Here is a 25331-nt window from a genome sequence, read left to right on the forward strand (position 1 = left end):
ATTGTTCACGTTCTCCGACACAGAAGTTCGTCGTTCAGTATAGACTCATGAAGTTTCATCACCGGCTTTGGGGGGTGAGATATTTACCGAATGTGTTCAAAGAACTAATAATGACAAGTGATGGCATAATTGCAGCAGACGCCACAAAAAATGAGTTCCACAAGCAGCATCCACACGGAGTAAATGTGGTATCTGTTGCAATTGCGGTTGAAGACCATCAAAAATTCAACGAGAGATATTTCGAGATAATGGAAGAGAAGATTGAAAAGTATGACATTAAACTCCCCCATCCCATTCTCAAGAGTAAGGACATCTCACGCCATGTGCCCACTTGGCAGACCGAGGAAGCAAGGAAGGATATTGTATTTGAACTCCTGTCCATTGACGTTCTGGACACCATCTATGTGACAGAAACATACCTAAAACCCAGATGGATCAAACTGTATAGCGATGAGGAAGATGAGTTTCGTAGAATGACATCATATGATTTCGTTAAGGATATTTTATTTCAGTACTACGATATAGTCTCAATTTGGAAGTACTTAGAACGATATCAAGGAGGAGATGGAACGCATTACAACGTAATGACGGACTATTTCTCGGGACAGATTTGTCGTGCCTATCAAGAACTTGGCGAATGGTCAGATAATTTTCTTATCGTTCCCCAGGGTGACCAAACGTATCCTGTGCTATCGATGGCCGATTTGGTTACAGGGCTGCTAAAACAAGAGGTCTACCCACTTAGGAAAGATGAGATTGAAGAGTATATCAAAGACGAGACTCCAGGTTACGTCGTTACAGATTCAGTATACGATGGCGAAGATCTCGAACGACTAGTTCCCCACGTGACAGACGGAATCCGAACAGATCTTAATTTGCCTGACCCAACAGTATACATAGCCCGTGGAGACGTTCCAAAAGACCGCATCACCTCACTTGATATGTTTCACCATGCTTGTATGTATGCTCAGATAAAGGGAGGGTCAGTGAAATTCTTTGAAGAAAATAATGACCGGCACCATTTCTCAGGTGAGGATATACTTGTTTGTGTAGATGGGAATACAGAGATGTACGCTGATTATAAGCGCTTGAACACACGGTATTCAATTACAACACTGGATGCAGAATCAGCTATCAACCATTTTCTAGACGAGATACCATCAGAATTGGTGCTATAACCACTAATTATAGGCTACACTATAACGATAGCAAATGAGTCTCCTGTGGGAGACCCTAAGAATTTGTCTTCTCTCGAAGACGTACGTGAACGTAGAATCTGGAGGTTGAAAAACATTTTGCTGTCGGGACGGAGAGTTTCTATTCGACACGTGAATTCTCAAAGAAGCCCCGGTGTAGGTCGAATTACCGATCACCACAGACTTCTCGGCACTCAGTAGCCGAATGCGATGTGCTAATCTGTTTGTTATAACCCAGAACCACTCTCCTCCTCACAATCTCTTCAGCCAACCCGAATTACCCCATCGTTCCCACGCGAACCACACCACGATCCCTACAACAAATGCGACGCCCAGATTCACCGCGACGCCGACGACGCCGATGGCGACCACGAGGGGGTAGCCGTCCGCGCGGGACAGACTGGTCAGACTCGTCCGCGCCAGTTGCAGGCCGATAATCGCCAGGATGACGCCGAGCATGGCGACCGGGTAGGCGGCGACCACGTCCGCGGCGAACAGGGCGACGACGACGTAGCCGACGCCGAGAATCACGTTCGCGCCGGCGGTCCGCGCGCCGAAGGCGTACTTGCCGGCGACGCCGCCGCTGCCGTGGCACATCGGAAAGCCGCCGAGAGGGACCGCAAGAAGGTTCATCGCCCCCATGCTGGTGGCGAGTTCGTCGGCGGAGACGTCGCGGTCGAAGTAGTCCGCGAGCAGGACCGACGTGGCGAGCGCGGCGTTGCCGACGGTCATCGCCAACTGGGCGACCGCGGCCTCAACGACGGCGAACGAGAGGTTCCCGAGCGAGAACAGACCGGCGTCCCGGACCGGCGGAACGGCGAGCGACAGGTGGCCCACGTCGGAAAAAGCGACCGCGCCGCCGACCGCGAGGACCGCGAGGGCGCTCACGTTCGAGCGTCTGGTGAGGAGGGCGACGGCGGCGACGGCGACCGCGAGGCCGGCGAGCGGGAGGTCGCCCGCGCCGAGTTCGAGACCCGTCGAGAGGAGGACGAGCGCGACGCCGAACTGGACGCCGCGGACGACCGGCGCGCCGATGTAGCGACTCACGCGGCCGAGCGAGCGCGTCCGGCCGATAGCGAGGAGGACGACGCCGAGGCCGAACCCGGCGAGGAGCGCTTCGCCGGTCGTGACCGTCTCCGCGAGGACGAGCGCGGCCAGCGCCTTCATCGGTTCGACCGACAGCGGGGCCGCGTAGTACAGCCCCCAGACGACCTGAAACACGCCGAACCAAACGAGCACGACCGCCAGCGAGAGGTCCGTCAGGCGGGCGACGGCGACGACGATAGGGAGGACCGTAACCGAATCACCCACCGCGCCGGTGAACTCGTGCCACTCGAAGTCCACCGCGAGCTCGTCGCCGTACGGGAAGGAAACGCCCATCGAGATGGGGATTCCGCGTCGACGGGCAAATGCATTTGCGTAATCGAGAGACGGAACGACGGTCGGTCAGAGAAACCGGATTAGGTTACGCGCATCCGCGGTCGAACCCCGCGCTCATTCGAACGTCGAGAGGTCGAAGTGGACGCCGCCGCGGAGGTAATCGACGCCCATGAACAGCATCACGGGGGCGAGCAGGAGCGCGAACAGCCCGCCGAAATACGGGTCGCCGCGGGCGTCGAGGACGGACGAGAGGCCGTTTGCGAGCACGGCCAGCCCGAAGCAGACGTAGCCCGCGCCCGCGACGACGTGCCACCGGAGCGTCGTCGACCCGAGGCCGACCGACTCGCGGACGCCGGCGACGACCAACAGCACGCCGGCGGCGGTGAACAGCGCGAACCGGGCGAACGAAATCGGGTGGGCGGGCGGCCCGAGAAACGCGAGGCCGCCCGCGATAAGGAGGTCGAACACCCCGACGACGGCGAGAAATCGACGGTCCATGTGCGCCGGTCTCGACGCGGAGATGTAAAACTAGCTACAACCCAGCGGCCGCCCGGCGGCGACGGCAGCCCGCCGACCGCTCACCGCGTCGTCGACAGGTCGGCCGACTCGACGACTGTCGCGAACTCCCGGTTCAGATGTGCCAGCGCGGTTCGGTGCATCTCGTCGGCCGAAAAGCGCTCGCCGTCGTGGCCCTCGCGGTCGAACGTCGCGGTCGCGTCCGCGGGGAGGTACACGTCGAAGCCGAGGTTCTCGGCCATCCGCGTCGTCGTCGAGACGCAGTGGTCGGTCGTGAGGCCGCAGACGACGAGCGTCGAGTGGTCGCGCTCGCGGAGCCACGCTTCGAGGTCGGTCCCGATGAAGCCGCTGTTGACGCGCTTCGTGAACACCGGTTCGCCGTCGACGGGTTCGGCCTCGGGCTTCCACGCGAAGCCTTCCCCGTCACTTCGGAGCGGCGAGTCGGGCTCGGCGGAGTCGTGGCGGACGTGGACGACGGGGCGGTCGGCCGCGCGCCACGCCGCGAGCAGGTCGGCGACGCGCGCCTCCATCTCGGGGTTGTTGCGGTCGCCCCACGCGGGGTCGTCGAAGCCGACCTGCATGTCGATGCAGACGAGCACGGCGGCGGCCGGGAGGTCGGCGGCGGTCATCGCTCACCCTTCGAATCGGACCCCGACATCAGTCGTCCGCCGGGGCCGTCGGCACCTTCGGGTGTTCGCGGGTGATGCGAATCGGGCACTCGTCGGGCGCTTGCGACTCGTCGGCGGAGAACATGTACTGCGGCCACTCGCGGTCGCCCTCGACGCCCCAGTCACCGAGGTCGGCGTGGGGGCAGACGCCGTCGTACTCCTCGATGCGGTTCTGGATGACCGCGCGGGCCTGCTGGCCGGCCTCGGTGTCGGCGGTGATGCCGTCGAACAGCGCCCGCGGCTGGAAGGTGATTTCGAGGCCCCACGGGCAGTAGCGACTGATGCGCTCGTCGTAGAACGGCGCGCGGGTCGTCGGGAACATGGGTTCGCCGCCGAAGGAGAACTCCCACGTCGGGTCGTCGGGGTCGGTCGGGATGTCTGCGGGCCACGGCTCCGGGTCGTTGACGTGGAGGAACTGGAGGATGTGCCAGAGGCGTTCGTGGTAGTCGGCCTCGGTGAGGTCCGCCGCCGGCGGCTTGAAGAACGTGACGAGCGAGCACGCCTCGGAGTAGTCCGGGTACACGTCGAGGTATTCGAGGAGGGTGTCGCGGAGCGCCAACAGCGCGTCCTTGTCGGTCATCGAATCGACGAACGTGTAGAGGGCGTCGCCGTTTCGCTCCGACTCGATGCCGAAGTAACACGGGAACGGCGCGCCGTCGCGGTCGCCGAGCATCGTCTCGCGGAACGTCTCGTAGTGCTTTCTCGCCCAGTCGGGGAGGTCGCCGTCGTCGAGGCGGCGGCGGAGCACGTCCTGCTCCACGAGCACTTGGTGACCCGACTCGTTCATGCGCGTCAATTGGATTCAGCGGCTTTGAGAGTTCGGGTTCGCGGGGCGAACACGACCCTCGAAGCGGCGGGCGACGACACCCGATTCGGCAGTCGGAGTCGCCGTCGGCCCCAGCTTCAGAGTAGGCGGTCGAGTTTCACAGCGGGCGGTCGAGTTTCAGATAGCGCGTCTCGTACCCCATCGACTCGTAACACGACCGGGCGGCGTCGTTGTCGGCGTGGACGCTCAGCGCGGCGCGCTCGCAGCCGCGGTCGCGGCCCCACTCGTGGGCTCGTTCGAGGAGTTCCGTGCCGACGCCCTCGCCCCGCGCCGCGGGCGCGACGTAGAGGTCTTTCACCTTGGCGACCGGCCCGCGGGCGAACACCGGCGGCGACTCGGACGCGGCGACGGTGACGTAGCCGCGGAGGTCGTCGATGGCGTCAGCTTCCGCACCCGCGTCCGCGACGGCGACGAACGTCTGAACGCCCTCGGCGTCCACCTGCTCGCCCCGGTAGTCGAGCGCCTCGGCGCGGGCATCGACGTCCTCGGCCAGCGCGTCGTAGTCGTCGACCTCGCCCATCTCCGCGGCGAACGGGAGCCACAGGTCGTCTACCAGCGCGTCCACCTCGTCGGCCTGAAGCGGTCGAATTCCCATGAGTCACCGACGACTCGCGGCGGTGTCAAAAGAGTAACTGTATTCGGCGGTCGCCGGCGGCGAGTGTCGGCCGCCTCACTCGATTTCGAGGCCGCCCGCGTCGGCACCGTCGTCAGCGCCCTCGTCCCACTCCAGTTCGAACTCGATGCTCAGTTCGTAGGGGCCGCCGGCGGGGCCCTCGCGCTCGGCTTTCACCTCGAACGTCGGTGATGCGGGCGGCTCCATCGTGACGGTCTGGTCGCCGGCTTTCAGCGTAATCGGCTCGCCCGCGTCGAGTTTGTCTGCGACGGTGCGGAGGTACGACGCGATTTCGGCGCGGGCCTGTCGGTTCTCGGACTCGAACAGCACTTCTTCGGGCATGGAGTGGAGGTTACTCGCGCAGGCAGATAAGGTTCGTTGCGGAGCAGAGCGGACCGGCGCGACCCGGCGTCAGTCGGCCCGGAGGCCGTCGGTGAACCGGGACTGGTTTTCCTCGGGCGCGGCGGCGGTCATCGCGGAGACGCCGACGGTCAGAAGCGCCGACAGCGCCATCCCCCAGAGGGCGTAGTCCCACGTGAGGTAGGTCGCGCCGAACAGCGTCACGGAGCCGACTTCGACCGCGGGGACGAACACGTGCGCGAGGTAGAACGCCTGCGAGCCGAGGATGCCGGCGAACATGCCCGTCCGCGTCGTCTTCGCCCAGTAGAGCGCGACGATGACCGGCAGGGCCATCTGGGCGAACCCGCCGAACGCGGTGTCGCCGACGGAGACGAGCGTGCCGGGCCGGAACAGGCTGGCGACGAACGTGAGCGTGGCGAACAGGGCGACGCCGATGCGGGCCAGCCACGCCTCGCGGGCGTCGCTCGCGTCGGGGTTGACGAACGGCCGGTAGAGGTCGCGGGTGAAGTACGACGACCCCGAGAGAAGCATCGAGTCCGACGAGGACATCATCGCGGCCATCGCGCCGGCGACGACGAGCGCGGCGAACCACACCGGCGTGTACTCGTTGAGGAGCACCGGAAGGACGTTCGCGCCCTCGGGGACGGCGACGCCGAGGCCGGCGGCCCACGTACCGAGGATGAACGCGGGGACGAACAGCAGGACGACGAGGACGGGCCACAGCGCGAACGAGCGCTTGAGGACCGCGCCCGACTTGGCGACGAAGAAGCGCTGGTTTATCTGCGGGAACATCGCCACGCCGAAGGCGATGGTGACGGCCGACGCGATGATGTACTGCGGCGAGTAGAGGCCGCCGCCGAGCGCGAGGAACTCGGGTTTGTTGGTCGCGAGGGCGTTCGACAGCGCCGTGGGGCCGCCGGCCGCGGCGGCGACCCAGCCGACCGCAATCCAGACGACGCCGAGCATGAACAGCCCTTGGAGGGTGTCGGTCCACGCGACCCCGCGGAGGCCCGCGATGACGACGTAGGCAATCATGAACACGGTGATGCCGGCCGCGCCGGCCCAGTAGGGAACCATCCCGTTCGTCAGCCCGACGATGGCCTCGCCCGCGCCCATCTGCTGGAGCATCACGTACGGGAACAGCCAAAACAGGCTGATGCCGGCGACGACGGCGCGCAGGCGGGTCGAGCCGAAGCGGTCGCCGAGCATCTCGCCGAGGGTGACGTAGCCGTGGGCGCGGCCGACGAGCCACTGCTTGTAGCCGACGACGTACCAGAGGATGGCGAACAGCACGCCGTCCATGACACCCATCACGAGAATCCACTCGGGGCCGGCCCGGTAGGCGAGGTCGGGGCCGCCGAAGAACGTGAACGCAGAGAGGAGCGTCGCAAACGTGGTGAACAGGAGGACGACGGTCCCGATGGAGCGACCGGCGAGGTAGTAGTCCTCCGCGTCGCGGCTGGTCAGGCGGTAGGCGAGCAGGCCGACCGCGAGCGCGACCACGAGGTACGCGCCGACGACGCCGAGTTGGATACCGAGCGCCGAGACCATCAGCGACCCTCCCCGACGATGCCGCGGTCCCACGCCGTCCGGGTGAACAGGTGGAAGACGACGGCGGTCAGCCCCATCCAGCCGATGTGCCACCAGAGCCACAGCGGCAGACCGGCGAAGACCCGGCTGTCGCCCCAGAGGAACCACGGAACGGCGAACGTCACGAGGATTGCGAAGACGGCAACCCAGCGGTAGTCGATGCGCACTCGCGTCATTCGTAGGAACGATAATCGATAATGATGCGTAAATTTTACTCTATCGACCTACGTTGCCCCTGATTGAAGAACTATTTTCTTCAACAACGGGTGTCGAACGACAGTGTTCTCCCCGTGTCGCGGTCGCGTCGCGGGTGGCGGAGCGGCGGTCCCGTCGGTCGGCCGCGACGGACCGAGCGCCGAAACAGTTTCCAGCGGCGCGGACGAGCGGACGCACATGAACTTCGGCATCCAGCTCTACTCGCTTCGAGACCTCGACGAGTCGACCGCGGCGCTCGTGCGCCGGGCCGCGGACGCCGGCTTCGACGGCGTGGAGTTCGCGGGCGTCGACGACGCGGCGGCGGTCCGCGCGGCCCTCGACGACACCGGGGTCGGCGCACCCGCCGCCCACGTCCCCATCGAGGACCTCGAAGCCGACCTCGACGCCGTCTGCGAGCGCTACGGCGCGCTCGGCGTCGAGACGCTCGTCGTTCCGTTCCTGCCCCCGAAGGCGTTCGCCGACGCCGACGCGGTCGACGAGACCGCACACCGGCTGGACGACCTGACCGCGAAGTGCGACGACCGAGGCGTCAGACTGCTCTACCACAACCACGACCACGAACTCGTCACGGTCGAGGGCGAACCCGCGCTCGACCGGCTCGCCGAGGAGTCGGGAATCGGCTTCGAACTCGACCTCGCGTGGATTCTCGCCGCCGGTTACGACCCCGTCGCGTACATCGACCGCTACGCCGACCGAACCCCGGTCGTCCACCTGAAAGACGTGGTACTCGACGCCGACGCGAAACGCGGCGGGCGACCCGTCCCGCTCGGCGAGGGCGAACTGGACATCGACCGCTGTCTCGCGACCGCCGGCGACACCCCCGTCGAGTGGGCCGTCGTCGAACACGACTTCCCCGACGAGCCCGCGGCGTTCTGCCGGGACGCCGGCGAGTTCGTCGCGGCGTACCGAACTGACGAGGAGGCGTAACGAATCGGGCGGTCGGCGGCGGTCGCTGGCGGCGGACGGAACGCGGGGATTCGCCGGCGACGGAGCGGATTTCGGGGACGAGACGAACGACTAACTGACGTTCGAACCGTCGGCCACGATAGATATTTCCCTCGGGCGCAACTTATATAATGACGTTCGTGGGTTCCGCCCATGACGCCATCACAATCATCACATCACCACCCCCAGCGGGGTGACTTCACCAATGGACGACACTTCAAAATATCTCATTCACGCTTCCATCTCCGCCGACGGGGTCGTCGAACGGAGCGACGTCGTCGGGGCCGTCTTCGGGCAGACCGAGGGCCTCCTCGGCGACGAACTCGACCTCCGCGACCTCCAACAGTCCTCCAAGGTCGGTCGGATAGACGTACAGATAGACTCGGAAAACGGCCACTCGTTCGGCCAGATGACCATCGCCAGCAGCCTCGACAAGGCCGAGACGGCCATCCTCGCGGCCTCGCTGGAGACGCTGACCCGCGTCGGTCCCTGCCAGGCCGTCATCGAGGTCACGAACATCGAGGACGTGCGCGAGGCCAAGCGCCGGATGGTCGTCGAGCGCGCCAAGGAACTGCTCGCGGAGTCGTTCGACGACACCGTGATGTCTTCGACGGAAATCCTCGAAGCGGTCAAAGAGAGCGTCCGCGTCGAGGATATCACCGAGTACCAGGGCCTCCCGGCGGGCCCCCGCGTCGCCGATTCCGACGCCATCATCGTCGTCGAGGGACGCGCCGACGTGCTCACCCTCCTCCGCTACGGCATCAAAAACGCCGTCGCCGTCGAGGGAACGAACGTCCCCGACGCGGTCGCCGGCCTCACCCAAGAGCGGACCGTCACGGCGTTCCTCGACGGCGACCGCGGCGGCGAACTCATCCTGCGTGAACTCTCGCAGGTCGGCGACGTTGATTACGTCGCGTTCGCGCCCGACGGCCGGTCGGTCGAGGACCTCGACCGCGCGTCGGTCGTCCGCGCCCTCCGGAACAAGGTCGCGCTCTCGTCGCTTCCGGACGACGGCGACGGGGACTTCCGGGCCGCCGTCGCCGCCGCCAACGGGACGGGGGCGGGGGAGGCTCCGACGGACCCTCACACGGAGTCGCCGACGACTGAGGCGTCGTCGACTCCACCCGCAGACGGCCCCATCAACGGGTCGGCCGACGCGGTCACCGACACCACCGCCGAGGGCGGTAACGGTGGCACCGTCGCGGTCGAGCGGCCCGCGGACGCCGCGAGCGAGAACGCGGCGGCCGACGGCGACGCCGCCGACGCGGAGGTGTTCACCGAGTCCGAGGTCGATGCCGTCACCGAGGCGGTCGACCCCGCCGACGAGCGACCCTCGCTCACCGACCACGTGCAGGCGGTCATCGCCGACGAGAGCGGCATGGCACGCCTCCTGAACGACGGCCTCGACATCGACGACGAGGTCGCGGTCGAGAAGGTCTACGACACCGTCGAGTACGCCGACCCCGCCCCGGCAATCGTCGTCGTCGACGGCGAGGCGAGTCAGAAACTCGTCGACATCGCGGCCCAGCGCGGCGTCGGGCACGTCGTGGCGCGCTCGGCCGGCGAGTACGTCAAAAAGCCCGTCAGCGTCCGCGTCAGAACCGCGGACCAGCTCCTCGACTGAAGCGACTGAAGACCCGACGGGACAAGCCACACCGCGACATCGACCGAGGCGACCGGCCGCAATCAGTCGAGGACGAGCCGAAGCCCGTCGTCGCCGTCGAACGCGTCGGGGACGCGGGCGTCCCGCCGGAACCCGAGCGCCTCGTAGCAGGCGCGCGCGCCGTCGTTCTCCGGATGGACCAACAACGTGAGCGGCGCGTCAGCCGCGTCAGCGCCCGAGCGGTGCGCGTCGCGGAAGGCTTCCACGAGCGCGGTGGCGCGCCCCTCGCGCCGGTGGTCCGGCGAGACGGCGAGTTCGGTCAGGTGCGCGCCGACGCCGAGCAGGTAGCCGACCGGCCGGTCGTCGGCGCCGACGGCGACGAGCAGCGTACCGACGGCGGGCCACGCGTCCAAGAGGCCGGGCGACGGATGAGAGACGAATCGCTGGAGCGACTCGACGGCCGGCAGGTCGGTGTCGCGGGCGGGTCGAACGCCCGCCACGTCGGCGTCGCCCCCGTCACGGCCGTGTCCCCCCGTCACAGCGGAATCCAGACGATGACCGCGCCCAGCGCGCCGGCGAACGTGGCGAGGAAGTTGACCGCCTGATTGCCGAGGCCGGCCCCTTCGACCGTCGCGCCGAGGAGGCTATCGACGGTCATGCCGACGAGGCCGCCGGCGAGAATCGCGATGGCGGCCGTCTGAGCCGGGATGGGGAGCACCAGCACGCTCACGCCGGCCACGAAGGCAGCGCCCACCGCGCCGGCGACCTCGCCCTGCCACGTCACCGCGCCGTCGGTCCCCGCCGGGACGGGCTTGAGCGAGGTGATGAGCCGCGGCTGGTCGAACAGCCCGCCGATTTCGCTGGAGAGGGTGTCGCTCATCGCGGCGGCGGCCGACCCGGCGAACGCGAGGACGAGCAGGTCGCTGACGAACGGATAGCCGAGGGTTTGCGCCGCGGCGTAGCCGACGACGGAGACGAGCGAGACCCCCGAGTTGCCGAGGACGTTGCCGGTGCCGCGAGCGCCGTCGTTGTCCTCGGCGACGCCGCGTTCGGCCTTGCTGTCGTACCGGAACTTGGTGGCGAGCGCGCCGACGCCGAAGAAGGAGACGAGCACGAGCGCCCAGCCGAAGCCGCCGAAGACGACCGCGAAGAGGAGGAGGAGCACGCCGGTTATCATGCCGGCGACGGAGGCCGTTCCGAGGGCGTAGGCGGCGTAGCCGAGCGCGACCGTGAGAGCGAGCGCGACGCCGGTCTGCGTCGGTGATACCGGCCCCGCGAGCACCTCGACGCCCCAGAGGACGAGCCCGATAGAGAGCATGACGAGCGGGTCGTCGCGCTCGTAGAGGGCCGTCCGGAGCACCGCGCCGACGAGGCCGCCGACGGCCGCGAGCAGGGTGAATCGGGCGAAGAGCATCGCCTCGCCCGTCAGCGACGCGATTGCCGCCTGTCCCGCGGTCCCTGCGAGGACCGCGGCCGCGACGAAGCCCGCCGCGCGAAGCGACTCGTCGGACGTTCTCGAATCCACCAGTCGCGCGCCGAGGTTGCCGTAGGCGAGTATCAACACCGCGGCGGCGAACACCGAAAGCGGCATCGTGACGCGCGGGACCGTCGCCAAGAGGGCGAGGCCGGTCGCGGCCAGCGCGAACCCGGCGAGCCCGTTGAGCCGGCCGTCCTGCCGGTCGCCGGGGCGCGCGAACAGCTCGAACAGCGGGCCGTCGTCGACGACGAACGCCGCCAAGAGCGCGACTGCGGCGAAGGGCGCGAACGCGGCCGCGCCGAGACTGGGGGCCGCGAGGGCCAACGTCCCGACGACCGCGAACCCGCCCGCTCGCCGTACCGTGGAAGTCACACCATTCGGTATCCCCGACGCGCACTTAACCCTCCCGACATCACCGACGACCGCACAACCGCGGGTCTGCGGGCCGGTGCCGAGGGGCGGAATCTCGGGCCGACGCCGAACCCGAAGCGTTAGGAGAATCGCCGCGAGAACGATTCCCGTGGGACTGTACGACTCCTATCTCGCCCTCCGGTTCCGCCTCGACGACGCCGACGCCCCCGAGCACGTCGCGCTCGTCATCACCGAGCGCGACCTGCTGGAACAGGGCGCGTACGACACGCTGGAAGCGTTCGTCGGCTGGGCGTTCGAGTTCGGGAGCGACCGCGTCACCATCTCCGTGAGCGTCCTCGACGAGGCGGTCGTCCCGACGCTCGCCCGCGAACTCCGCGACCTCGACGTTCCGCACCGAGTCGAGCTTCGCGAGCCGGGCGACACCGAGCGCGCCGACGCCCCCGTGCAGGTCAGCATCGGCCTCGGCGGAAAACGCGAGTTCGCCTCGGTGGTGCAGTCGCTGGCCGAGGGGGTCGACGAGGGCGCGCTCGACCCCGACGACATCGACGCCGCGGACATCGAACAGCGACTCGTGTTCCCCGACGAACCCGACTTCGTGGTCAAGACGGGCGCGGAGCGCCTGTCGGACTTCATGATTTGGCAGTCGGTGTACGCGGAACTCTACTTCACCGACGTGAACTGGCGGGACTTCAGGAAGCGGGACTACCTGCGGGCGTTGCGGGACTATCAGGACCGCCAGCGGAGGTTTGGCCGATGAGCGTCAGCGAATCGGCCAACCGTTGTCGCGCTCGAAGAGTGCGACAGAAGTTCGGCCGCTAGGGCGAATCGCGTGGCGGCGTTGCCGACGCGTCCTCCTCGACCGCACACATATGTTGATTGAATGGCAACACGTCCCTAATGCCCTCCACCTCGACCGACAGAACGGACCTTCTCCCGCCGCCACCGCCGGCCAGCGAGTGGCTCGAAGACGGACACGTCATGTTCGCGCTCACAGTGCCGCTCGTTCTCTGGCTCAATCAGCCCGCCCAGCCGGACTGGCCGTGGGCGCTCGTCGGCGTCGCTGTCGTCCCGCCGTGGCTGTTCCTCGAATCGCGTTACGAGGGCTGGCGCTCGTGGGTTCCGACCGTCACCTACGGCGGGGCGATACTGTTGTTGGGGCCGCGGTACGAAGCCCGGGTCGTCGCCGTCGTGCTCGGGCAGAGCGCCGCGTTGCTGGCATGGTTCTGCTGGCGGACGTTCCGGCGGCGGATTCAACCGCTGACGTGACCCGGTGCCGTCTCTCAAAGAGCCGTTTGTGCGTACAGAAGACATATTGTTAGACAGTTGAACGCTCCAACATGAACCGCCGCGAGATGCTGGCGCTGTCGGGGGCGCTCGCCGCCGCGACGATAGCCGGCTGTACGGGCGACGGGCAGTCGTCCGCGGAGACCGAGACCGAGACGACGACCACCGCGACTGCGACCACGGACGCGCCGACAGAGACCCCGAACGACGAACCGCCGACCGGCGAACCGAGCGTGGACGACGAGCGACTCGCCGCGCTCGCGGCCGGCAACGCCGAGTTCGCCCTCGACCTGCACAAACAGGTCGCGTCCGAACAGGGCGGCAACCAGTTCCTCTCGCCGTACAGCATCTCCGTCGCGTTGGCGATGACCTACGCGGGCGCTCGCGGGAAGACCCGCGAACAGATGGAAGCGACGCTCCGCTACACGCTCGGCGAGGACGTTCACCCGGCGTTCGCAGACCTACGGGCGGCGCTCGAAGAGCGAGAGACGGCTCGGGCCCCAATCGACGGCGGCGAAGCCGACGCCTTCCGATTGGCCGTGGCGAACGCCCTGTGGGGGCGCGAGGGGTTCGCGTTCTCGGACGCGTTCCTCGACAGCCTCGAATCGAACTACGGGGCCGGGCTTCGACGGGCCGACTTCGCCGGCGAGCCGGACGGCGAGCGGGAACGAATCAACGAGTGGGTCGCCGACCAGACCGAGGGCCGAATCGAGGACTTGCTTCCGGCTGGCTCCGTCACGCCCGACACGGCGCTCGTGCTCACCAACGCCATCTACTTCATGGCGCAGTGGGCGCACACGTTCGACTCCGAGGACACCGAGGACGGGACGTTCACCGCGCTGGACGGGTCCGAGTCGACGGTGCCGCTCATGCGGCAGGAACTCAAGGCGAACTACGCCGACTTCCCGAGCGCGCAGGCCGTCGAACTCCCGTACGTCGGCCGGGACGTGTCGATGGTGCTTTTGCTCCCGGACGAAGGCGAGTTCGAGTCGTTCGAACAAAGTCTGACCGCGAGCCGACTGTTCGGCGTCTTCGAGGAGATGCGAGAGCGAATCGGGGACGTCGTGCTCCCGCGGTTCGAGTTCGAGACCGAGGTCCAACTCTCGGAGGCGCTGTCGGATCTCGGGATGCCCGCCGCGTTCGGCCCGGATGCCGACTTCGGCGGCATGACCGAGGGTGACGGGTCAGGTCTCGCCATCGACGAGGTGTTCCACAAGTCGTTCGTCTCCGTGGACGAGGAGGGGACCGAGGCCGCGGCGGCCACGGGCGTCGTCGTCGAATCGTCGCTGCCGCCGAGCTGGGGCGAACTCCGGTTCGACCGACCGTTCCTGTTCTGCATCCGCGACAGGCCGACGGACGCGATACTGTTCTACGGCCGCGTCGTCGACGCCGGGGCTGCGCAGGGCGACGAATAGCCGCGAAAACAGTTCGGACGGCCGACTCAGTCGGCCGTCTCGTCGGTCCGCTTCGCCAACTCGGCGGACACCTCGTCGGCCCCGGACGAGGGGAGTTGCTCGCGGAGGCGACCCGCGACCGTGCGGGCGTCCTCTAACTCGACTTCGGCGACGGCCCGGACGAGCGTGACGGCGCGCTCGGTCCGGGTGCGCTGCCACGACTGCTCTCTGGACTCGTAGGTGCGGATGCCGCGCAGGAAGTCGACCTTCGAGAACTCCGGCCAGTAGGGCGCACAGAAGTAGACCGCGGCCTCGTTGCCGTTGGCGTGCCACGGCAGGAAGTTCGAGGTGCGCTCGTCGCCGCCGGGGCGGATGATGAGGTCCACGTCGCGGACGGGTTTTCTGGACAGGCGGCGGTCGACCGCCGACACGTCCACCTCGTCGGGCGAGAGGTCGCCGCGCTCGACCGCCCGGCAGACGTCGCGGGCGGCCCCGAGGAGTTCCGCCCGGCCGCCGTACGCGAGGGCGATGTTGAGGGTGAAGCCGTCGTAGTCGGCGGTCCGGGACTCCGCGTACTCGACGGCGTCGCGGACGCGGTCGGGGAGCAGGTGGACCTCACCGATGGCGCGGACGGCGACCTCGCGGTCGTGGACGCGCTCGGAGTCGGCGAACTCGTAGAGCTTGTCCTCGATGAGGTCGAAGAGGGGTTCGCGCTCGTGTTCCGGGCGGTCGAAGTTCTCGGTCGAGAAGGTGTACAGCGTCAGCTCCTCGATGCCGAGTTCCTCGCACCACGTCAGCACGTCCTCGGTCGTCTGCGCGCCGGCCTTGTGGCCGTCGGGGGCGTCGTCGCCGTTCTTCCGGGCGTACCGGCGGTTGCCGTCCTGAATGATGGCGACGTGGGTCGGTCCGTCGTCTATCTCCCGGTCGAGCACCCGCTCGTAGGCGCGTCGAAAGCCGCGTCGGACCCACCCGAACATATACCGCCGGTCGTCTCCCGGGGCAATGTGTCTTGTGGGTTACACCGTCGCACGGTGCGGCGGGCGACGAATCGCCACCCGTTTGTACCTCCCCGAGAAGACTCGGACATGAGCGAGACCATCGACGAGGACCTCTACCAGCGGACCCTCGCGCTGCTCGAACCCGGCGATATCGAACTCGTCGGGGCCATCGTCCACACCGACCTCACCAGTCGCGAGGACCTGGAGATGCAGGAGCTGACCGTCGAAATCAACGATGTCATCGCGGAGCACGCGGGGAAGGGCGACGCGTGGATTTACGCCGGCAACGACGACACCGACTTCTCGTCGAACCAGTTCCAGGGACTCTCGGTCGAGGACGACGAGTTCGTCTGGGAGTGCCAACAGCTCGTCCGCGACGGCACGTTCGACCTCGTGTTCTACTACGAGGCCATCGCCGACCAGGACGCCATCGTCGAGGGACTCGAAGCGCTCGACGACATCGACCGCGTCACGCCGGTTCCCTAAGTCGGCCCCCTGAGGCGGGCCGCGACCCCTCGACGCTCGAACGTCCTTTTTTACCCACGGGCCGGGCGCTCGCGCCGCCCGCGTCGAGCGTTCACGGACGGCTCGCCGGGCGTTCGGGTCTGTTCGCCGCGGTGAGAACAAGCGAGGCGTTTATCCGCCTCGCATCCCGAGTGACGCCCATGATACAGGCGGACGCGGACCTCTCTCGTCTCGACCGCGCCATCGTCAACGCCTTCCAGGGCGGCTTCCCCGTCGTCGAACGTCCCTTCGAGCCAGCGGCGGCCGCGCTCCGCGAGCGCGGGGTGGACGTGTCGGCGGCCGACCTCTGCGAGCGGGTGCGGACGCTCGACGAGGAGGGCGTTCTCTCGCGGTTCGGCGCGCTCGTCAACGCCGAGGAAATCGGCGGCACGGCGACGCTCGTCGCCATGCACGCGCCGCCCGAGCGATTCGACGAGGTGGCCGAGCAGGTGAACGACCACCGCGAGGTCGCGCACAACTACGAGCGCGAGCATCCCCACCTGAACATGTGGTTCGTCGTCTCGGTCGCCGACGAGTCGCGGGTCGAGGAGGTGCTCGGTGACATCGAGGACGAGACGGGCCAAGCGACGTACAACATGCCCAAGCGCCACGAGTTCCACGTCGGCGCGAAGTTCCTCCTCGACGGTCCCATCTCGGACGGCGACCTCGACCTCTCACAGCTCGGCCCCGACGTGGAGCCGACGGACGCGCGCACCCTGACGCCCGACGAGCGCGACCTCGTCATGGAGATTCAGGGCGGCCTGCCGATTACGGAGACGCCCTACGCCGACGTGGCGGCGGCCATCGGACAGGAGCCGGCGTGGGTCGTCGAGACCATCAAGCGGTTCAATCTGGAGGGGAAGGTCCGCCGCGTCGGCGTCATCCCGAACCACTACGCGCTCGGCTACTCGGAAAACGGGATGACGGTCTGGAACGTCCCCGACGACCTCGTGATGGAGGTCGGCCCCGAAATCGCCTCGCTGGACTTCGTCACCCACTGCTACCGCCGGCCGCGACACGAGGGCGTCTGGCCGTACAACTTCTTCGCCATGACCCACGGCCGCTCCGAGGCGGAAAGCGAAGCCCGCATCGAGCAGGTGCGCGAGGTCATGAGCGACTACTGGGACGTGGGCGACGACGACTGGGACACCCTGTTTTCGACGCGCATCCTGAAGAAGACGGGAATCAGACTGGACGAACGAGCCGAGGCGAACACGGAGTGAGATGATTCCGCTGGTCCACGACCTCTCCGACGAGACGGTCGTCGTCTTCGGCGGGGGGCCCGTCGGCGCGCGGAAGGCCCGCCGGTTCGCCCGCGAGGCGCGGACCGTCGTCGTCAGCCCCGCGTTCGCTGACCGCGACTTCGGCGACGCGGAACGCGTCCGGGCGGCCCCCGCGCCCGACGAGGTTTCCGACTGGGTCGAACGGTTCGCCCCGGCGCTCGTCGTCGCGGCGACCGACGACGACGACGTGAACGACGCGGTCGTCGCAGCCGCCCGAGACGCCGGCGCACTCGTCAACCGGGCCGACCGGAGCGGCGAGCGCGACGCGGGGAGCGTGGTCGTCCCGGCCACCGTCGAGGACGGCGACGTGTCGGTCGCGATTACGACCGGCGGGGCGAGCCCGGCGCTCTCGAAGCACCTCCGAGAGCGCGTCGAAGCCGAGTTGGCGGGAGCCGGCGAGATGGCCGCGTTGACCGCGGAGCTTCGGGCGGAGCTCAAGGCGTCCGACCGGTCGCCGGCCGAGCGCCGTGATGCGATTCGCGCGGTCGTGCGAGACCCGTCGGTTTGGAAGGCTTTACGTACCGGCGATGCAAATCCCCGCCAAGAGGCAGCGCGCGTGATACGAGACACACAGCGAGGTGATTCATGAGAGATTCGGGCGTCATCTCCGGTGTGAGCGTCGCCCACGACCGGGCCAGCGTTCGCGAGATAGAAGCCGCGTCGAGCGACGACGTTCAGACCGTCGTCGAGCGACTCCTCGCCCGCGACGGCGTCTCCGAGGCGTTCTCGCTCCAGACGTGTAACCGCGCCGAGGCGTACGTCGTCACCGACGACGCGGCCGACGGCCGCCGCGCGCTCGACGATTTCGCTCCCGACGTTCGAGACGGGAGCGTCCGCCACATGGACCACGAAGAGACCCTGCGCCACCTCATGCGCGTGGCGTCGGGGCTCGAATCGCTCGTCCTCGGCGAGGACCAGATTCTCGGACAGGTCAAAGCCGGCATCGAGGCCGCCCGCGAACAGGACGCCATCGGTCCGATGCTCGAAGACGCGCTCATGAAGGCCGTCCACGTCGGCGAGCGCGCCCGCGACGAGACGGCCATCAACGAGGGGGCCGTCTCCCTCGGGAGCGCCGCCGTCAGGCTCGCGCGGGCCGAACTCGACGCCCCCATCGGGGAGGTCGAAGCCCTCGTCGTCGGGGCCGGCGAGATGGGCACGCTCGCGACGAAGGCGCTCGCGTCGGTCGACGTGGGCGACCTCGTCGTCGCGAACCGGACGGTCGCCAACGCCCGCCACCTCGCCCGCGAGGTGCCGGGCGTCTCGAAGGCCGTCGGACTGGGCGACCTCGGCGGTCGCCTCCGCGACGCCGACCTCGTCATCACGGCCACGAGCAGCCCCGACTACGTCGTCACCCCGAACCAGTTGGACGACGCCGGCGAGACGATGCTCATCGACATCGCCCAGCCGCGGGACATCGACCCCGACGCCAGCGACCTCGCCGGCGTCCGCGTCCGCGACATCGACGATTTGGAGACGGTGACCGACCGGACCGCGGAGCGCCGCGAGCGCGCCGCCAGCGAGGTCGAGGCGATGATAGACGAGGAGTTCGACCGCCTGCTCGCCGCCTACAAGCGCAAGCGCGCCGACGAGGCCATCAGTTCGATGTACGAGGCCGCAGAGCACGTCAAGCGCCGCGAGGTGTCGACGGCGCTGTCGAAGCTCGAATCGCAGGGCGACCTCACCGACGAGCAACGCGAGACGGTCGAGTCGCTCGCGGACGCGCTCGTCGGCCAAATCCTCGCCGCGCCGACCAAGAGCCTCCGCGACGCCGCCGGCGACGACGACTGGACGACCATCCAGACCGCCATGCAGCTGTTCAATCCCGACTTCGGCGACCTCGGGGCGTCGGAGTCGGCCGGGCCGTCCGAGCCGTCCATCGAGTTTTCGGGTGAGCCGCCGGAGGACCTCGACCGCGAGGCGCTCGAAGGCGAGGTCCCGCGGCGCGTTCTCGAACAGCTCTCCGACGACTGACGGCGGCCGAAGCGGCCGACGACCGAACCTTCTTATCCGAACGCGGGACCACTCCGCGACGATGTTACCACGCCGACCGAAAGCGACGAGCCTCGTGTGTGGCTCCCGTTTCGACGCCGACCACCGAGGAGCCGCGGCCAGCGCGTTCCCAGCCGTCGGCCGGCGTCTCGTGAACCGCCTCCGGGCGCGAGCGCGTCGCCGCCTCGTCGGGGCGACCCCGGAACGACGAGTTCACGACCTCGACGGCGTCGCTCGGGCGACCGTCGTCGGCACGGTCGCGGGCGTCGCGGGCGACGGGCCGGCGGTCGAGGTCTGGCGGGGCAAGGCGAGCGCCGGCGACGGCCGACGAGGGGACGGCGGTCGGCCGGTCGTCGGCCGTGCGACGCGCCCGTTCGTCCTCCGCGACGCGACCGGCGAGGTTCGGGTTCGCGTCCCGCCGGGCGGGCACGTCGCGTTCGGCGGCGAGGAAGTGACGGGGGTCGTCGCCCGCGGCGACGAGGTCTCGGTGACGGGACGCGTCGTCCGCGGCCGCGACCGCGAGCGACGACGGCTCCTGACGGGGCCGCGGTTCGTCGTCCGCGCGGGCGACACCTGACAATCCGGCAGAATCCTTATCGGGGTGCCACCCGACGGGTTCGGCATGGCAGAGCTGCTCTCGGACGACGAAATCGACGCACAGCTCGGGTCGGATTGGGAACGCGACGGCGACGAAATCGTCCGCGTCTACGAGTTCGACGACTACCTCGACGGCGTGGCGTTCGCCGCCAGCGTGGGCGAGGTGGCCGAAGAGGAGTTCCACCACCCCGAGATAACGATTCGGTACCAGGAGGTCGAAGTCCGCCTCACGAGCCACGAGGAAGGCGGCATCACGGATAAGGACCTCCGACTCGCTGACCTGTTCGACGACGAGCTGTGAGCGACGGGGAGACCGCGGAACTCACCTACGTCTTCCGGGTTCGCTTCCGCCTCGACGCCGCCGCCGGTGTCGAGACCGACCCGCGGGAGTTCGAGACGACGGTCCGCATCACGCCGCCGCCGCCCGGCGAGGAGGGCTGGCTGTTGTTCCGCGACGCGCTGTGGCGCGGCGAGGTGAACGACGAGCGGCACGCCCGCGACCTCGCGTCGTCGTGGCTCGACGCCCCCGTCGTCTCGTGTTCGTTCTCCGAGGTCCGGGCCGACGAGGCGTCGCTGGACGCGTTCCGCGAGGCCGTCGCCGCGGACCTCGACGCGTTCAACGCCGACTCGGTCCGCGAGGTGCTCCACAAGTACTTCGGGAGCGCGATTCGCGTCGAATCGAGCGATTCGTGACGCGGGGCAAGACATTTATCCACGCCTGACGTACTGTATTGTCCGAATGGTCGCCGATGACTACGATTTCTGGCTGTTCGACCTCGACGGAACCCTCGTCGACGCCGAGTGGTCGTACACGCGCGACGTGTTCGACCGCGTCGGTGACCGACTGGGTCGTCAGTTCACGGACCGCGAAGCCGAGACCGTCTGGCACGGACTCGGCGGCGCGCGCGACCCGATGCTCCGCGAGTGGGGCATCGACCCCGCCGAGTTCTGGCCCGCGTTCCACCGCGAGGAAGACCCCGTAAAGCGAGCCGAAGTGACGTACCTCCACGACGACGCCGAGCGCCTCATCGAGGAGATTCACGCCGCCGGCCGGCCGGTCGGCATCGTCACGCACTGTCAGCAGTTCCTGACCGACCCCGTGTTGGACCATCTCGACGTGCGCGACTGGTTCGACACCGTCGTCTGCTGCACCGAGGAGACGGGGTGGAAACCCGACGCCGCGCCGGTGCGGCGGGCTATCGGCGGGCTGGGGTTGGACGACCGGCTCCTGACCGACGGCGGCACCGCGGGCGTGCTCGCCGGCGACGGCGAAAGCGACATCGGGGCCGCGTGGAACGCCGGTTTGGACGGCATCCACGTCGAGCGCCACGGTCCGGAACACCGCGGGCGCTGCGTGCTCGGGGAGTACCGCGTCGAGAGCTTCGACGACCTCGTTCGCTCCGGATAGGTCGGCCGATTCCGCTCACAGAGACAGAGTCCACGGGAATCGCGGGGGCAGCGGCCGAGAAGAGTCGACGCTCAGGACAGCGTGTGTTCGGGCGTCGGGCGGGCGAAGATGTCGCCGGTGCTCGTGACGGCGACCTGAACGTCTTCGTACGGGAACCGGACCTCGATGCCGGGGCGCTCTTCGTCCTCGACGACGGGTCGGAGCAGTTCTTCGAGCGCGTCGGTGTCGATGTACTCGTACAGCGGCGTCTCGATGGCCGAGAGTCCGCCGTAAGACTCGACGGCTTCCACGATGACGATGCCGAGTTCCTCGTCACCGAACCATTGCCCGACGAGTTCCCAGTTATCGTCGAGGCCGAACGTGGCCTCGGCGGCCGCGTCGGCGTGGTCTTCGAGGGCCTGCGTGACCGCGGAGGCGCCGACGGCGAGCGCGGAGTCAGCGCTGTCGTCGTCGACGATGCCGCGCACGCGCTGGAGGACCGTCGCGAGGTCGCCGGGGCCGGCCTTCTGGACGTACTCGGTGACGCCGGCGGTCGAGGCGACATCGGCAACCTCTGGCCATTCTTTCGCCGTGAACAGGAGGATGGGGATGTCCGCGTGCTCCTGTCGGACGGCCTTGACGAGCGGCACTCCGTTGGGGAGGACGAGCGAGTCGCTCACGACGCAGTCGACCGACTCGGCGGCGATGACGTCGAGCGCCTCCGTCGCCGTCTCGGCGGTGAGAAAGGAGACGGCGTCGAGTTGGCGGAACGCGGCGGCCGAGAGGGCGAGCATCTCGGGGTCGTCGTCGACGTGTAGGACCTTTAGCGGGCGGTTCATATACCAGTTATACACGCTACGTGGATAAAAACGTTCCACTTAGTTTATACTTCAGCGGAACGCGACTATCTGAACCGCTCGCGGCGACTTTCTAAAGGGTTACCGGGGTGTTTGGCCCCTCTCGAACCCTGCGAGGTCGGCAAAGGCATCGTCGCTCGCCGCGAGCGCGTCGCGGAGCGAGTCGACGCCGGGTTTCTCGATCCGGGCCGGATTCGCGAGGACGGCGACCGGCTGTGTCCCGAGCGAGACGAAGTCGAGTCCGAGCAAGTCGGCGGTCGCGCGGAGGCCGAGTCCCGCGTCGGCGCGGCCGGCGGCGACCGTCCGCGCCGGGCTCTCGAACGCCTTCGTCCCGCGGTCGAACCCTTCGATTGACTCCACGAGTTCGTGGCGGGTCGTCCCGCGCTCGTCGGCGAGGGCGGCGACCGCGTTGCCGAGGTCGGTCCGCAGGCCGGAGTTCGAATCCCGGTTGATAAAGCGGAGGTCGTCGTCCACGAGGTCCGCGAGGCCGGACACGCCGTCGGGGTTGCCGGCGGGGACGACGAGGCCCCACTCGCGGGTCCACGAGCCGAGTTCGACCGCGTCGATGTCGTCGATGGCGTCGCCCCGGTCGCCCGCGACGACGGCCACGTCCGAGATACCGTCTCGGAGCCGTCGCAGGCCCTCGCGGGAGCCGAACGGGAGATACCGCGGCGACGACACGCGGTCGAGGACGCGCGAGAGCGCGGGGTCGTCCTCGCCGACGCCGAGCAGGTCCGGCGCGCGAACGTCGGGCGAGAACAGGTGGACCGTCACCGACTCGCCTTCCGCGAGGTACTCCACGTCGGCCGGGACCTCGACGACGCCGTCGGCCTCGACGAGGCTCGTCGTCGCGCCGGACCCCTTGTCGACGGGGTAGACGAGCGTGTTGCCGTCGCCGTCGGCGACGAGTCCGACGGGCATGAGCCGCGTCCGGCCCTCTGCGTACCGCTCGCGGGCGGCCATCGTCCCCTCGACCGTCGCGGTCCGGGGTTCCGGAAGGCCCGCGGCGTCGCGGACCGCCGGCGCGACGAACGTCCGGAAGATGGTGAGCGCCGACACCGGGTAGCCCGGCAGGCCGATGTAGGCGCTCCCCTCCCCGAGCGTGCCGACGAGCATGGGTTTGCCGGGCTTGACGGAGACGCCGTGCAGCAGGAGTTCGCCGCGCTCTTCGACCACGCGGTAGATGACGTCGACCGCGCTCGCGGACGTGGAGCCGGACGAGAGCACGAGGTCGCACTCGTCGGCCGCCCGCCGAAGCAGGCGCTCCATCTCCTCGTAGTCGTCGCCCGCGTGGGGGTAGAGCTTCGGCACGCCGCCGGCCTCCTCGACCCCCGCGGCGATGGTGTAGGAGTTCACGTCGTAGATTTCGCCCGCCTCGGGGCGTAGTTCGTCGCCCGGCCGGACGAGTTCGTCGCCGGTCGAGACGATGCCCACGGTGGGCTTCCCGCGGACCGGAACCTCGTCGACGCCGAGCGCCGACAGCAGGCCGATTTCGCGGGGCGTCAGGCGCGTCCCGGGGCCGAGGGCGCGCGCGCCGGCGGCGATGTCGGTCCCGGCGGGCATCACGCTGTCGCCGGGGGCGACCGACGAGTAGACGACGAGCGAGCCGTCTCGCTCCTCGGTTCGTTCCACGATGACGACGGCGTCCGCGCCCGGCGGCATCACCGCGCCGGTGGAGATTTCGACGGCGGTTCCGGAGTCGACCGCCACGTCCGGTTCGGTGCCGGCGTGGACCGCTCCGGCGAGGTCGAGTTCGACCGGGTCGGACTCGTCCGCGCCGAAGGTGTCGCGGGCGCGGACCGCGTAGCCGTCCATGCTCGCGCGGTCGAAGCCGGGCACGTCGAGTTCGGCGTCGATGCGCTCGGCGAGGACGCGGCCGCGGGCGTCGTCGAGCGCCACGGTCTCGGCGTCGGGCGTCAGGTCGAGCGACGCGATGGCCTCGCGGGCGTCCTCGGGGGAGGCGAGGTCGCGGAACTGCTTTCTCATGCGGACCACTCCCAGCCCTCGACGGCGACCGTGTCGCCCTCGTCGTAGCCCTCTATCTCCTCGGGGACGACGACCCAGCCGTCCGCGAGCGCGACGCTGGAGAGGATGCCCGACCCGCTCGTCCGGGTCGGCTCGGCGGTCGGCTCGTCGCCCGACGCGTCGAGTTTGACGCGGGCGAACGTCCGCGTGCCGGGGGAACTCGGGAGTTTTCTGGTGAGCGTCGCCTCCTGCGTCGGCAGGGGGCGCTCGGGGAGCGAGCCGACGTGCTTCAGCACCGGTCGGAGGAACTGGAAGGCGTTGACGACGCAGGCGACCGGGTAGCCGGGAAGCATCACGACGGGCGTGCCCTCGACCACGCCGACCGCGACGGGGTGGCCGGGTTTGAGGGCGACGCCGTGGACCAACACCTCACCGATATCGTCGATGACCTCGGGGATGAGGTCGCGTTCACCGACCGACGACCCGCCGGTGGTGACGACAACGTCGTGGTCGAGGTCGGACTCGACGGCCTCGCGGAGCAGGTCGGCGTCGTCGACGACGATGTCGCGGTAGCTCGCTTCGCCGCCCCAGCGTTCGACCAGCCGGGAGACGGTCAGGCCGTTGGTCTCGATGACCTCGCCGGGGCCGGGGTCGGACTCGACGAGCTCCTCGCCGGTCGGGATGACGGAGACGCGGGGGCGCTCGAACAGCGTCACCTCCTCGACGCCGACGGAGCGAAGCAGGCCGATGTCCGACGGGCGAAGCTCGTGACCGGCCTCGAACAGCGGGGTTCCCTCGCGGACGTCTTCGCCGCGCTCCCCGACGTTCTCGCCCTCCGCGAGCGCGTCGAACACTTCGAGTTCGTCGCCGAGGCGCTCGGTGTGTTCGACCATCACGACGGCGTCGGCCCCGTCGGGCACGTCGCTGCCGGTGTGGACGCGGGCGGCGGTCCCCGGTTCGACCGGGCCGTCGACGATTCGGAGGACGTTCGGTGAGCGGCCGCTCGCGCCGAAAGTGTCCGACGCGCGGACGGCGTAGCCGTCCATGGCGGCGCGGTCGTAGCCGGGCACGTCGGCGGGGGCGACCGCGTCCTCGGCCAGCGCCCGGCCGTCGGCCTCGGCGAGCGGTCGGCGCACGGTTCGGTCGTGCGGCGTCGCCGCCGCGAGAAGTTCCTCGCGGGCGTCCGACAGCCGCGTTCGTTGCTTGAACCCGGCCGTGCGTCGGTCGTCGTGGTTCATACCGACCCTTCGGTTCGGGGGGCAAAAAGCGTCGGCCTCGGGCGCGGCGGCTGGCGATTCCAGAACCGGACGA

Annotated in this window: 28 protein-coding genes; 14 read left to right on the forward strand and 14 right to left on the reverse strand. The window is 68.3% G+C overall.

The annotated features are described in order from the left end of the window. Positions 1–110: 110 nt before the first annotated feature. Complete coding sequence (locus tag DVK03_RS19700; RefSeq protein WP_147301740.1) at positions 111–1178, forward strand: hypothetical protein; 1068 nt, start codon at positions 111–113, stop codon at positions 1176–1178. 270 nt (positions 1179–1448) lie between these two features. Here DVK03_RS19700 and DVK03_RS11505 read toward each other — a convergent pair whose 3' ends face one another. The 8 genes from DVK03_RS11505 to DVK03_RS11540 all read right to left on the reverse strand — a co-directional run bounded on the left by DVK03_RS11505 (position 1449) and on the right by DVK03_RS11540 (position 7325). Further along, positions 1449–2576: a putative sulfate/molybdate transporter gene (locus DVK03_RS11505; protein ID WP_115802992.1), complete on the reverse strand. Its 1128-nt coding sequence runs from the start codon at positions 2574–2576 to the stop codon at positions 1449–1451. 114 nt (positions 2577–2690) lie between these two features. Continuing rightward, on the reverse strand, positions 2691–3074 hold the full coding sequence (locus tag DVK03_RS11510) for a hypothetical protein (RefSeq protein WP_115802993.1): 384 nt from the start codon (positions 3072–3074) through the stop codon (positions 2691–2693). A gap of 80 nt (positions 3075–3154) precedes the next feature. After that, complete coding sequence (locus DVK03_RS11515; protein WP_115802994.1) at positions 3155–3721, reverse strand: cysteine hydrolase family protein; 567 nt, start codon at positions 3719–3721, stop codon at positions 3155–3157. Positions 3722–3749: 28 nt separating this feature from the next. Further along, positions 3750–4547 carry a YqcI/YcgG family protein gene (locus tag DVK03_RS11520; protein ID WP_115802995.1) on the reverse strand — a complete coding sequence of 266 codons (798 nt, stop codon included), beginning with the start codon at positions 4545–4547 and terminating at the stop codon, positions 3750–3752. Positions 4548–4683: 136 nt separating this feature from the next. Then, entirely contained in the window at positions 4684–5181 is a 498-nt protein-coding gene (locus DVK03_RS11525) for a GNAT family N-acetyltransferase (RefSeq protein ID WP_008605889.1), read from the reverse strand. A 75-nt stretch (positions 5182–5256) separates the two neighbouring features. Beyond that, entirely contained in the window at positions 5257–5541 is a 285-nt protein-coding gene (locus tag DVK03_RS11530; RefSeq protein ID WP_004042217.1) for an amphi-Trp domain-containing protein, read from the reverse strand. Between the two features lie 69 nt (positions 5542–5610). Beyond that, positions 5611–7110, reverse strand: a complete 1500-nt coding sequence (locus DVK03_RS11535; protein ID WP_004062631.1) for a sodium:solute symporter — start codon at positions 7108–7110, stop codon at positions 5611–5613. After that, positions 7110–7325, reverse strand: coding sequence for a DUF3311 domain-containing protein (locus tag DVK03_RS11540; protein WP_004042215.1), 216 nt, complete (start codon positions 7323–7325; stop codon positions 7110–7112). Before DVK03_RS11540 ends, DVK03_RS11535 begins: the two co-directional genes overlap by 1 nt. Positions 7326–7542: 217 nt before the next feature. Between DVK03_RS11540 and DVK03_RS11545 the strand changes: the two genes are divergently transcribed. Both DVK03_RS11545 and dnaG read left to right on the forward strand, forming a co-directional pair. Beyond that, the gene (locus tag DVK03_RS11545; protein ID WP_115803325.1) at positions 7543–8292 is read left to right on the forward strand and encodes a sugar phosphate isomerase/epimerase; all 750 of its coding nucleotides are present in this window, start codon (positions 7543–7545) and stop codon (positions 8290–8292) included. A 223-nt stretch (positions 8293–8515) separates the two neighbouring features. Beyond that, the gene (gene dnaG / locus DVK03_RS11550) at positions 8516–9934 is read left to right on the forward strand and encodes a DNA primase DnaG (protein WP_115802996.1); all 1419 of its coding nucleotides are present in this window, start codon (positions 8516–8518) and stop codon (positions 9932–9934) included. Between the two features lie 62 nt (positions 9935–9996). Here the strand turns inward: dnaG and DVK03_RS11555 are convergent, their stop codons facing one another. Next, positions 9997–10452 carry a GNAT family N-acetyltransferase gene (locus DVK03_RS11555; protein WP_233506042.1) on the reverse strand — a complete coding sequence of 152 codons (456 nt, stop codon included), beginning with the start codon at positions 10450–10452 and terminating at the stop codon, positions 9997–9999. Continuing rightward, positions 10449–11762, reverse strand: a complete 1314-nt coding sequence (locus DVK03_RS11560) for a DUF92 domain-containing protein (protein ID WP_115802997.1) — start codon at positions 11760–11762, stop codon at positions 10449–10451. The genes DVK03_RS11555 and DVK03_RS11560 overlap by 4 nt, the downstream gene beginning before the upstream one ends. 148 nt (positions 11763–11910) lie before the next feature. Between DVK03_RS11560 and DVK03_RS11565 the strand changes: the two genes are divergently transcribed. The 3 genes from DVK03_RS11565 to DVK03_RS11575 all read left to right on the forward strand — a co-directional run bounded on the left by DVK03_RS11565 (position 11911) and on the right by DVK03_RS11575 (position 14461). After that, the gene (locus DVK03_RS11565) at positions 11911–12519 is read left to right on the forward strand and encodes an undecaprenyl diphosphate synthase family protein (RefSeq protein ID WP_115802998.1); all 609 of its coding nucleotides are present in this window, start codon (positions 11911–11913) and stop codon (positions 12517–12519) included. 140 nt (positions 12520–12659) lie between these two features. Beyond that, positions 12660–13028 (forward strand): Rz1 protein precursor-related protein, encoded by a 369-nt coding sequence (locus tag DVK03_RS11570; protein ID WP_115802999.1) that lies wholly within the window; start codon positions 12660–12662, stop codon positions 13026–13028. A 71-nt stretch (positions 13029–13099) separates the two neighbouring features. Further along, the gene (locus DVK03_RS11575) at positions 13100–14461 is read left to right on the forward strand and encodes a serpin family protein (RefSeq protein ID WP_115803000.1); all 1362 of its coding nucleotides are present in this window, start codon (positions 13100–13102) and stop codon (positions 14459–14461) included. Between the two features lie 26 nt (positions 14462–14487). On the opposite strand, the gene uppS is transcribed toward DVK03_RS11575, so the two are convergent. Next, a complete protein-coding gene (gene uppS, locus DVK03_RS11580) occupies positions 14488–15417 on the reverse strand; it encodes a polyprenyl diphosphate synthase (protein WP_004062639.1) in 930 nt (309 codons plus the stop codon). Between the two features lie 108 nt (positions 15418–15525). Between uppS and DVK03_RS11585 the strand changes: the two genes are divergently transcribed. The 8 genes from DVK03_RS11585 (at position 15526) to DVK03_RS11620 (ending at position 21219) form a co-directional block, all read left to right on the forward strand. Then, positions 15526–15924, forward strand: coding sequence for a DUF5778 family protein (locus DVK03_RS11585; RefSeq protein WP_008575434.1), 399 nt, complete (start codon positions 15526–15528; stop codon positions 15922–15924). A gap of 179 nt (positions 15925–16103) precedes the next feature. Further along, complete coding sequence (locus DVK03_RS11590) at positions 16104–17165, forward strand: Lrp/AsnC family transcriptional regulator (protein ID WP_115803001.1); 1062 nt, start codon at positions 16104–16106, stop codon at positions 17163–17165. Between the two features lies 1 nt (position 17166). Then, complete coding sequence (locus tag DVK03_RS11595) at positions 17167–17814, forward strand: bifunctional precorrin-2 dehydrogenase/sirohydrochlorin ferrochelatase (RefSeq protein ID WP_004062642.1); 648 nt, start codon at positions 17167–17169, stop codon at positions 17812–17814. After that, entirely contained in the window at positions 17811–19196 is a 1386-nt protein-coding gene (gene hemA, locus DVK03_RS11600) for a glutamyl-tRNA reductase (protein ID WP_115803002.1), read from the forward strand. Before DVK03_RS11595 ends, hemA begins: the two co-directional genes overlap by 4 nt. 61 nt (positions 19197–19257) lie before the next feature. Next, positions 19258–19791: a hypothetical protein gene (locus DVK03_RS11605; protein ID WP_223173929.1), complete on the forward strand. Its 534-nt coding sequence runs from the start codon at positions 19258–19260 to the stop codon at positions 19789–19791. A gap of 45 nt (positions 19792–19836) precedes the next feature. Continuing rightward, positions 19837–20112: a 4a-hydroxytetrahydrobiopterin dehydratase gene (locus DVK03_RS11610; protein ID WP_004042202.1), complete on the forward strand. Its 276-nt coding sequence runs from the start codon at positions 19837–19839 to the stop codon at positions 20110–20112. Next, positions 20109–20504: an LWR-salt protein gene (lwrS, locus tag DVK03_RS11615; RefSeq protein WP_008575420.1), complete on the forward strand. Its 396-nt coding sequence runs from the start codon at positions 20109–20111 to the stop codon at positions 20502–20504. The genes DVK03_RS11610 and lwrS overlap by 4 nt, the downstream gene beginning before the upstream one ends. 46 nt (positions 20505–20550) lie before the next feature. Next, on the forward strand, positions 20551–21219 hold the full coding sequence (locus DVK03_RS11620) for an HAD family hydrolase (protein WP_115803003.1): 669 nt from the start codon (positions 20551–20553) through the stop codon (positions 21217–21219). A 71-nt stretch (positions 21220–21290) separates the two neighbouring features. On the opposite strand, the gene DVK03_RS11625 is transcribed toward DVK03_RS11620, so the two are convergent. From DVK03_RS11625 to glp, 3 genes are all read right to left on the reverse strand, one after another. Beyond that, positions 21291–22037: a response regulator gene (locus DVK03_RS11625; protein WP_008575417.1), complete on the reverse strand. Its 747-nt coding sequence runs from the start codon at positions 22035–22037 to the stop codon at positions 21291–21293. Between the two features lie 99 nt (positions 22038–22136). Further along, positions 22137–24041: a molybdopterin biosynthesis protein gene (locus DVK03_RS11630; protein WP_115803004.1), complete on the reverse strand. Its 1905-nt coding sequence runs from the start codon at positions 24039–24041 to the stop codon at positions 22137–22139. Next, entirely contained in the window at positions 24038–25258 is a 1221-nt protein-coding gene (gene glp, locus DVK03_RS11635) for a gephyrin-like molybdotransferase Glp (RefSeq protein ID WP_115803005.1), read from the reverse strand. The genes DVK03_RS11630 and glp overlap by 4 nt, the downstream gene beginning before the upstream one ends. Positions 25259–25331: the final 73 nt, after the last annotated feature.

Origin of the sequence: Haloferax sp. Atlit-109R (assembly GCF_003665865.1) — an archaeon.
GTDB lineage: Archaea > Halobacteriota > Halobacteria > Halobacteriales > Haloferacaceae > Haloferax > Haloferax volcanii.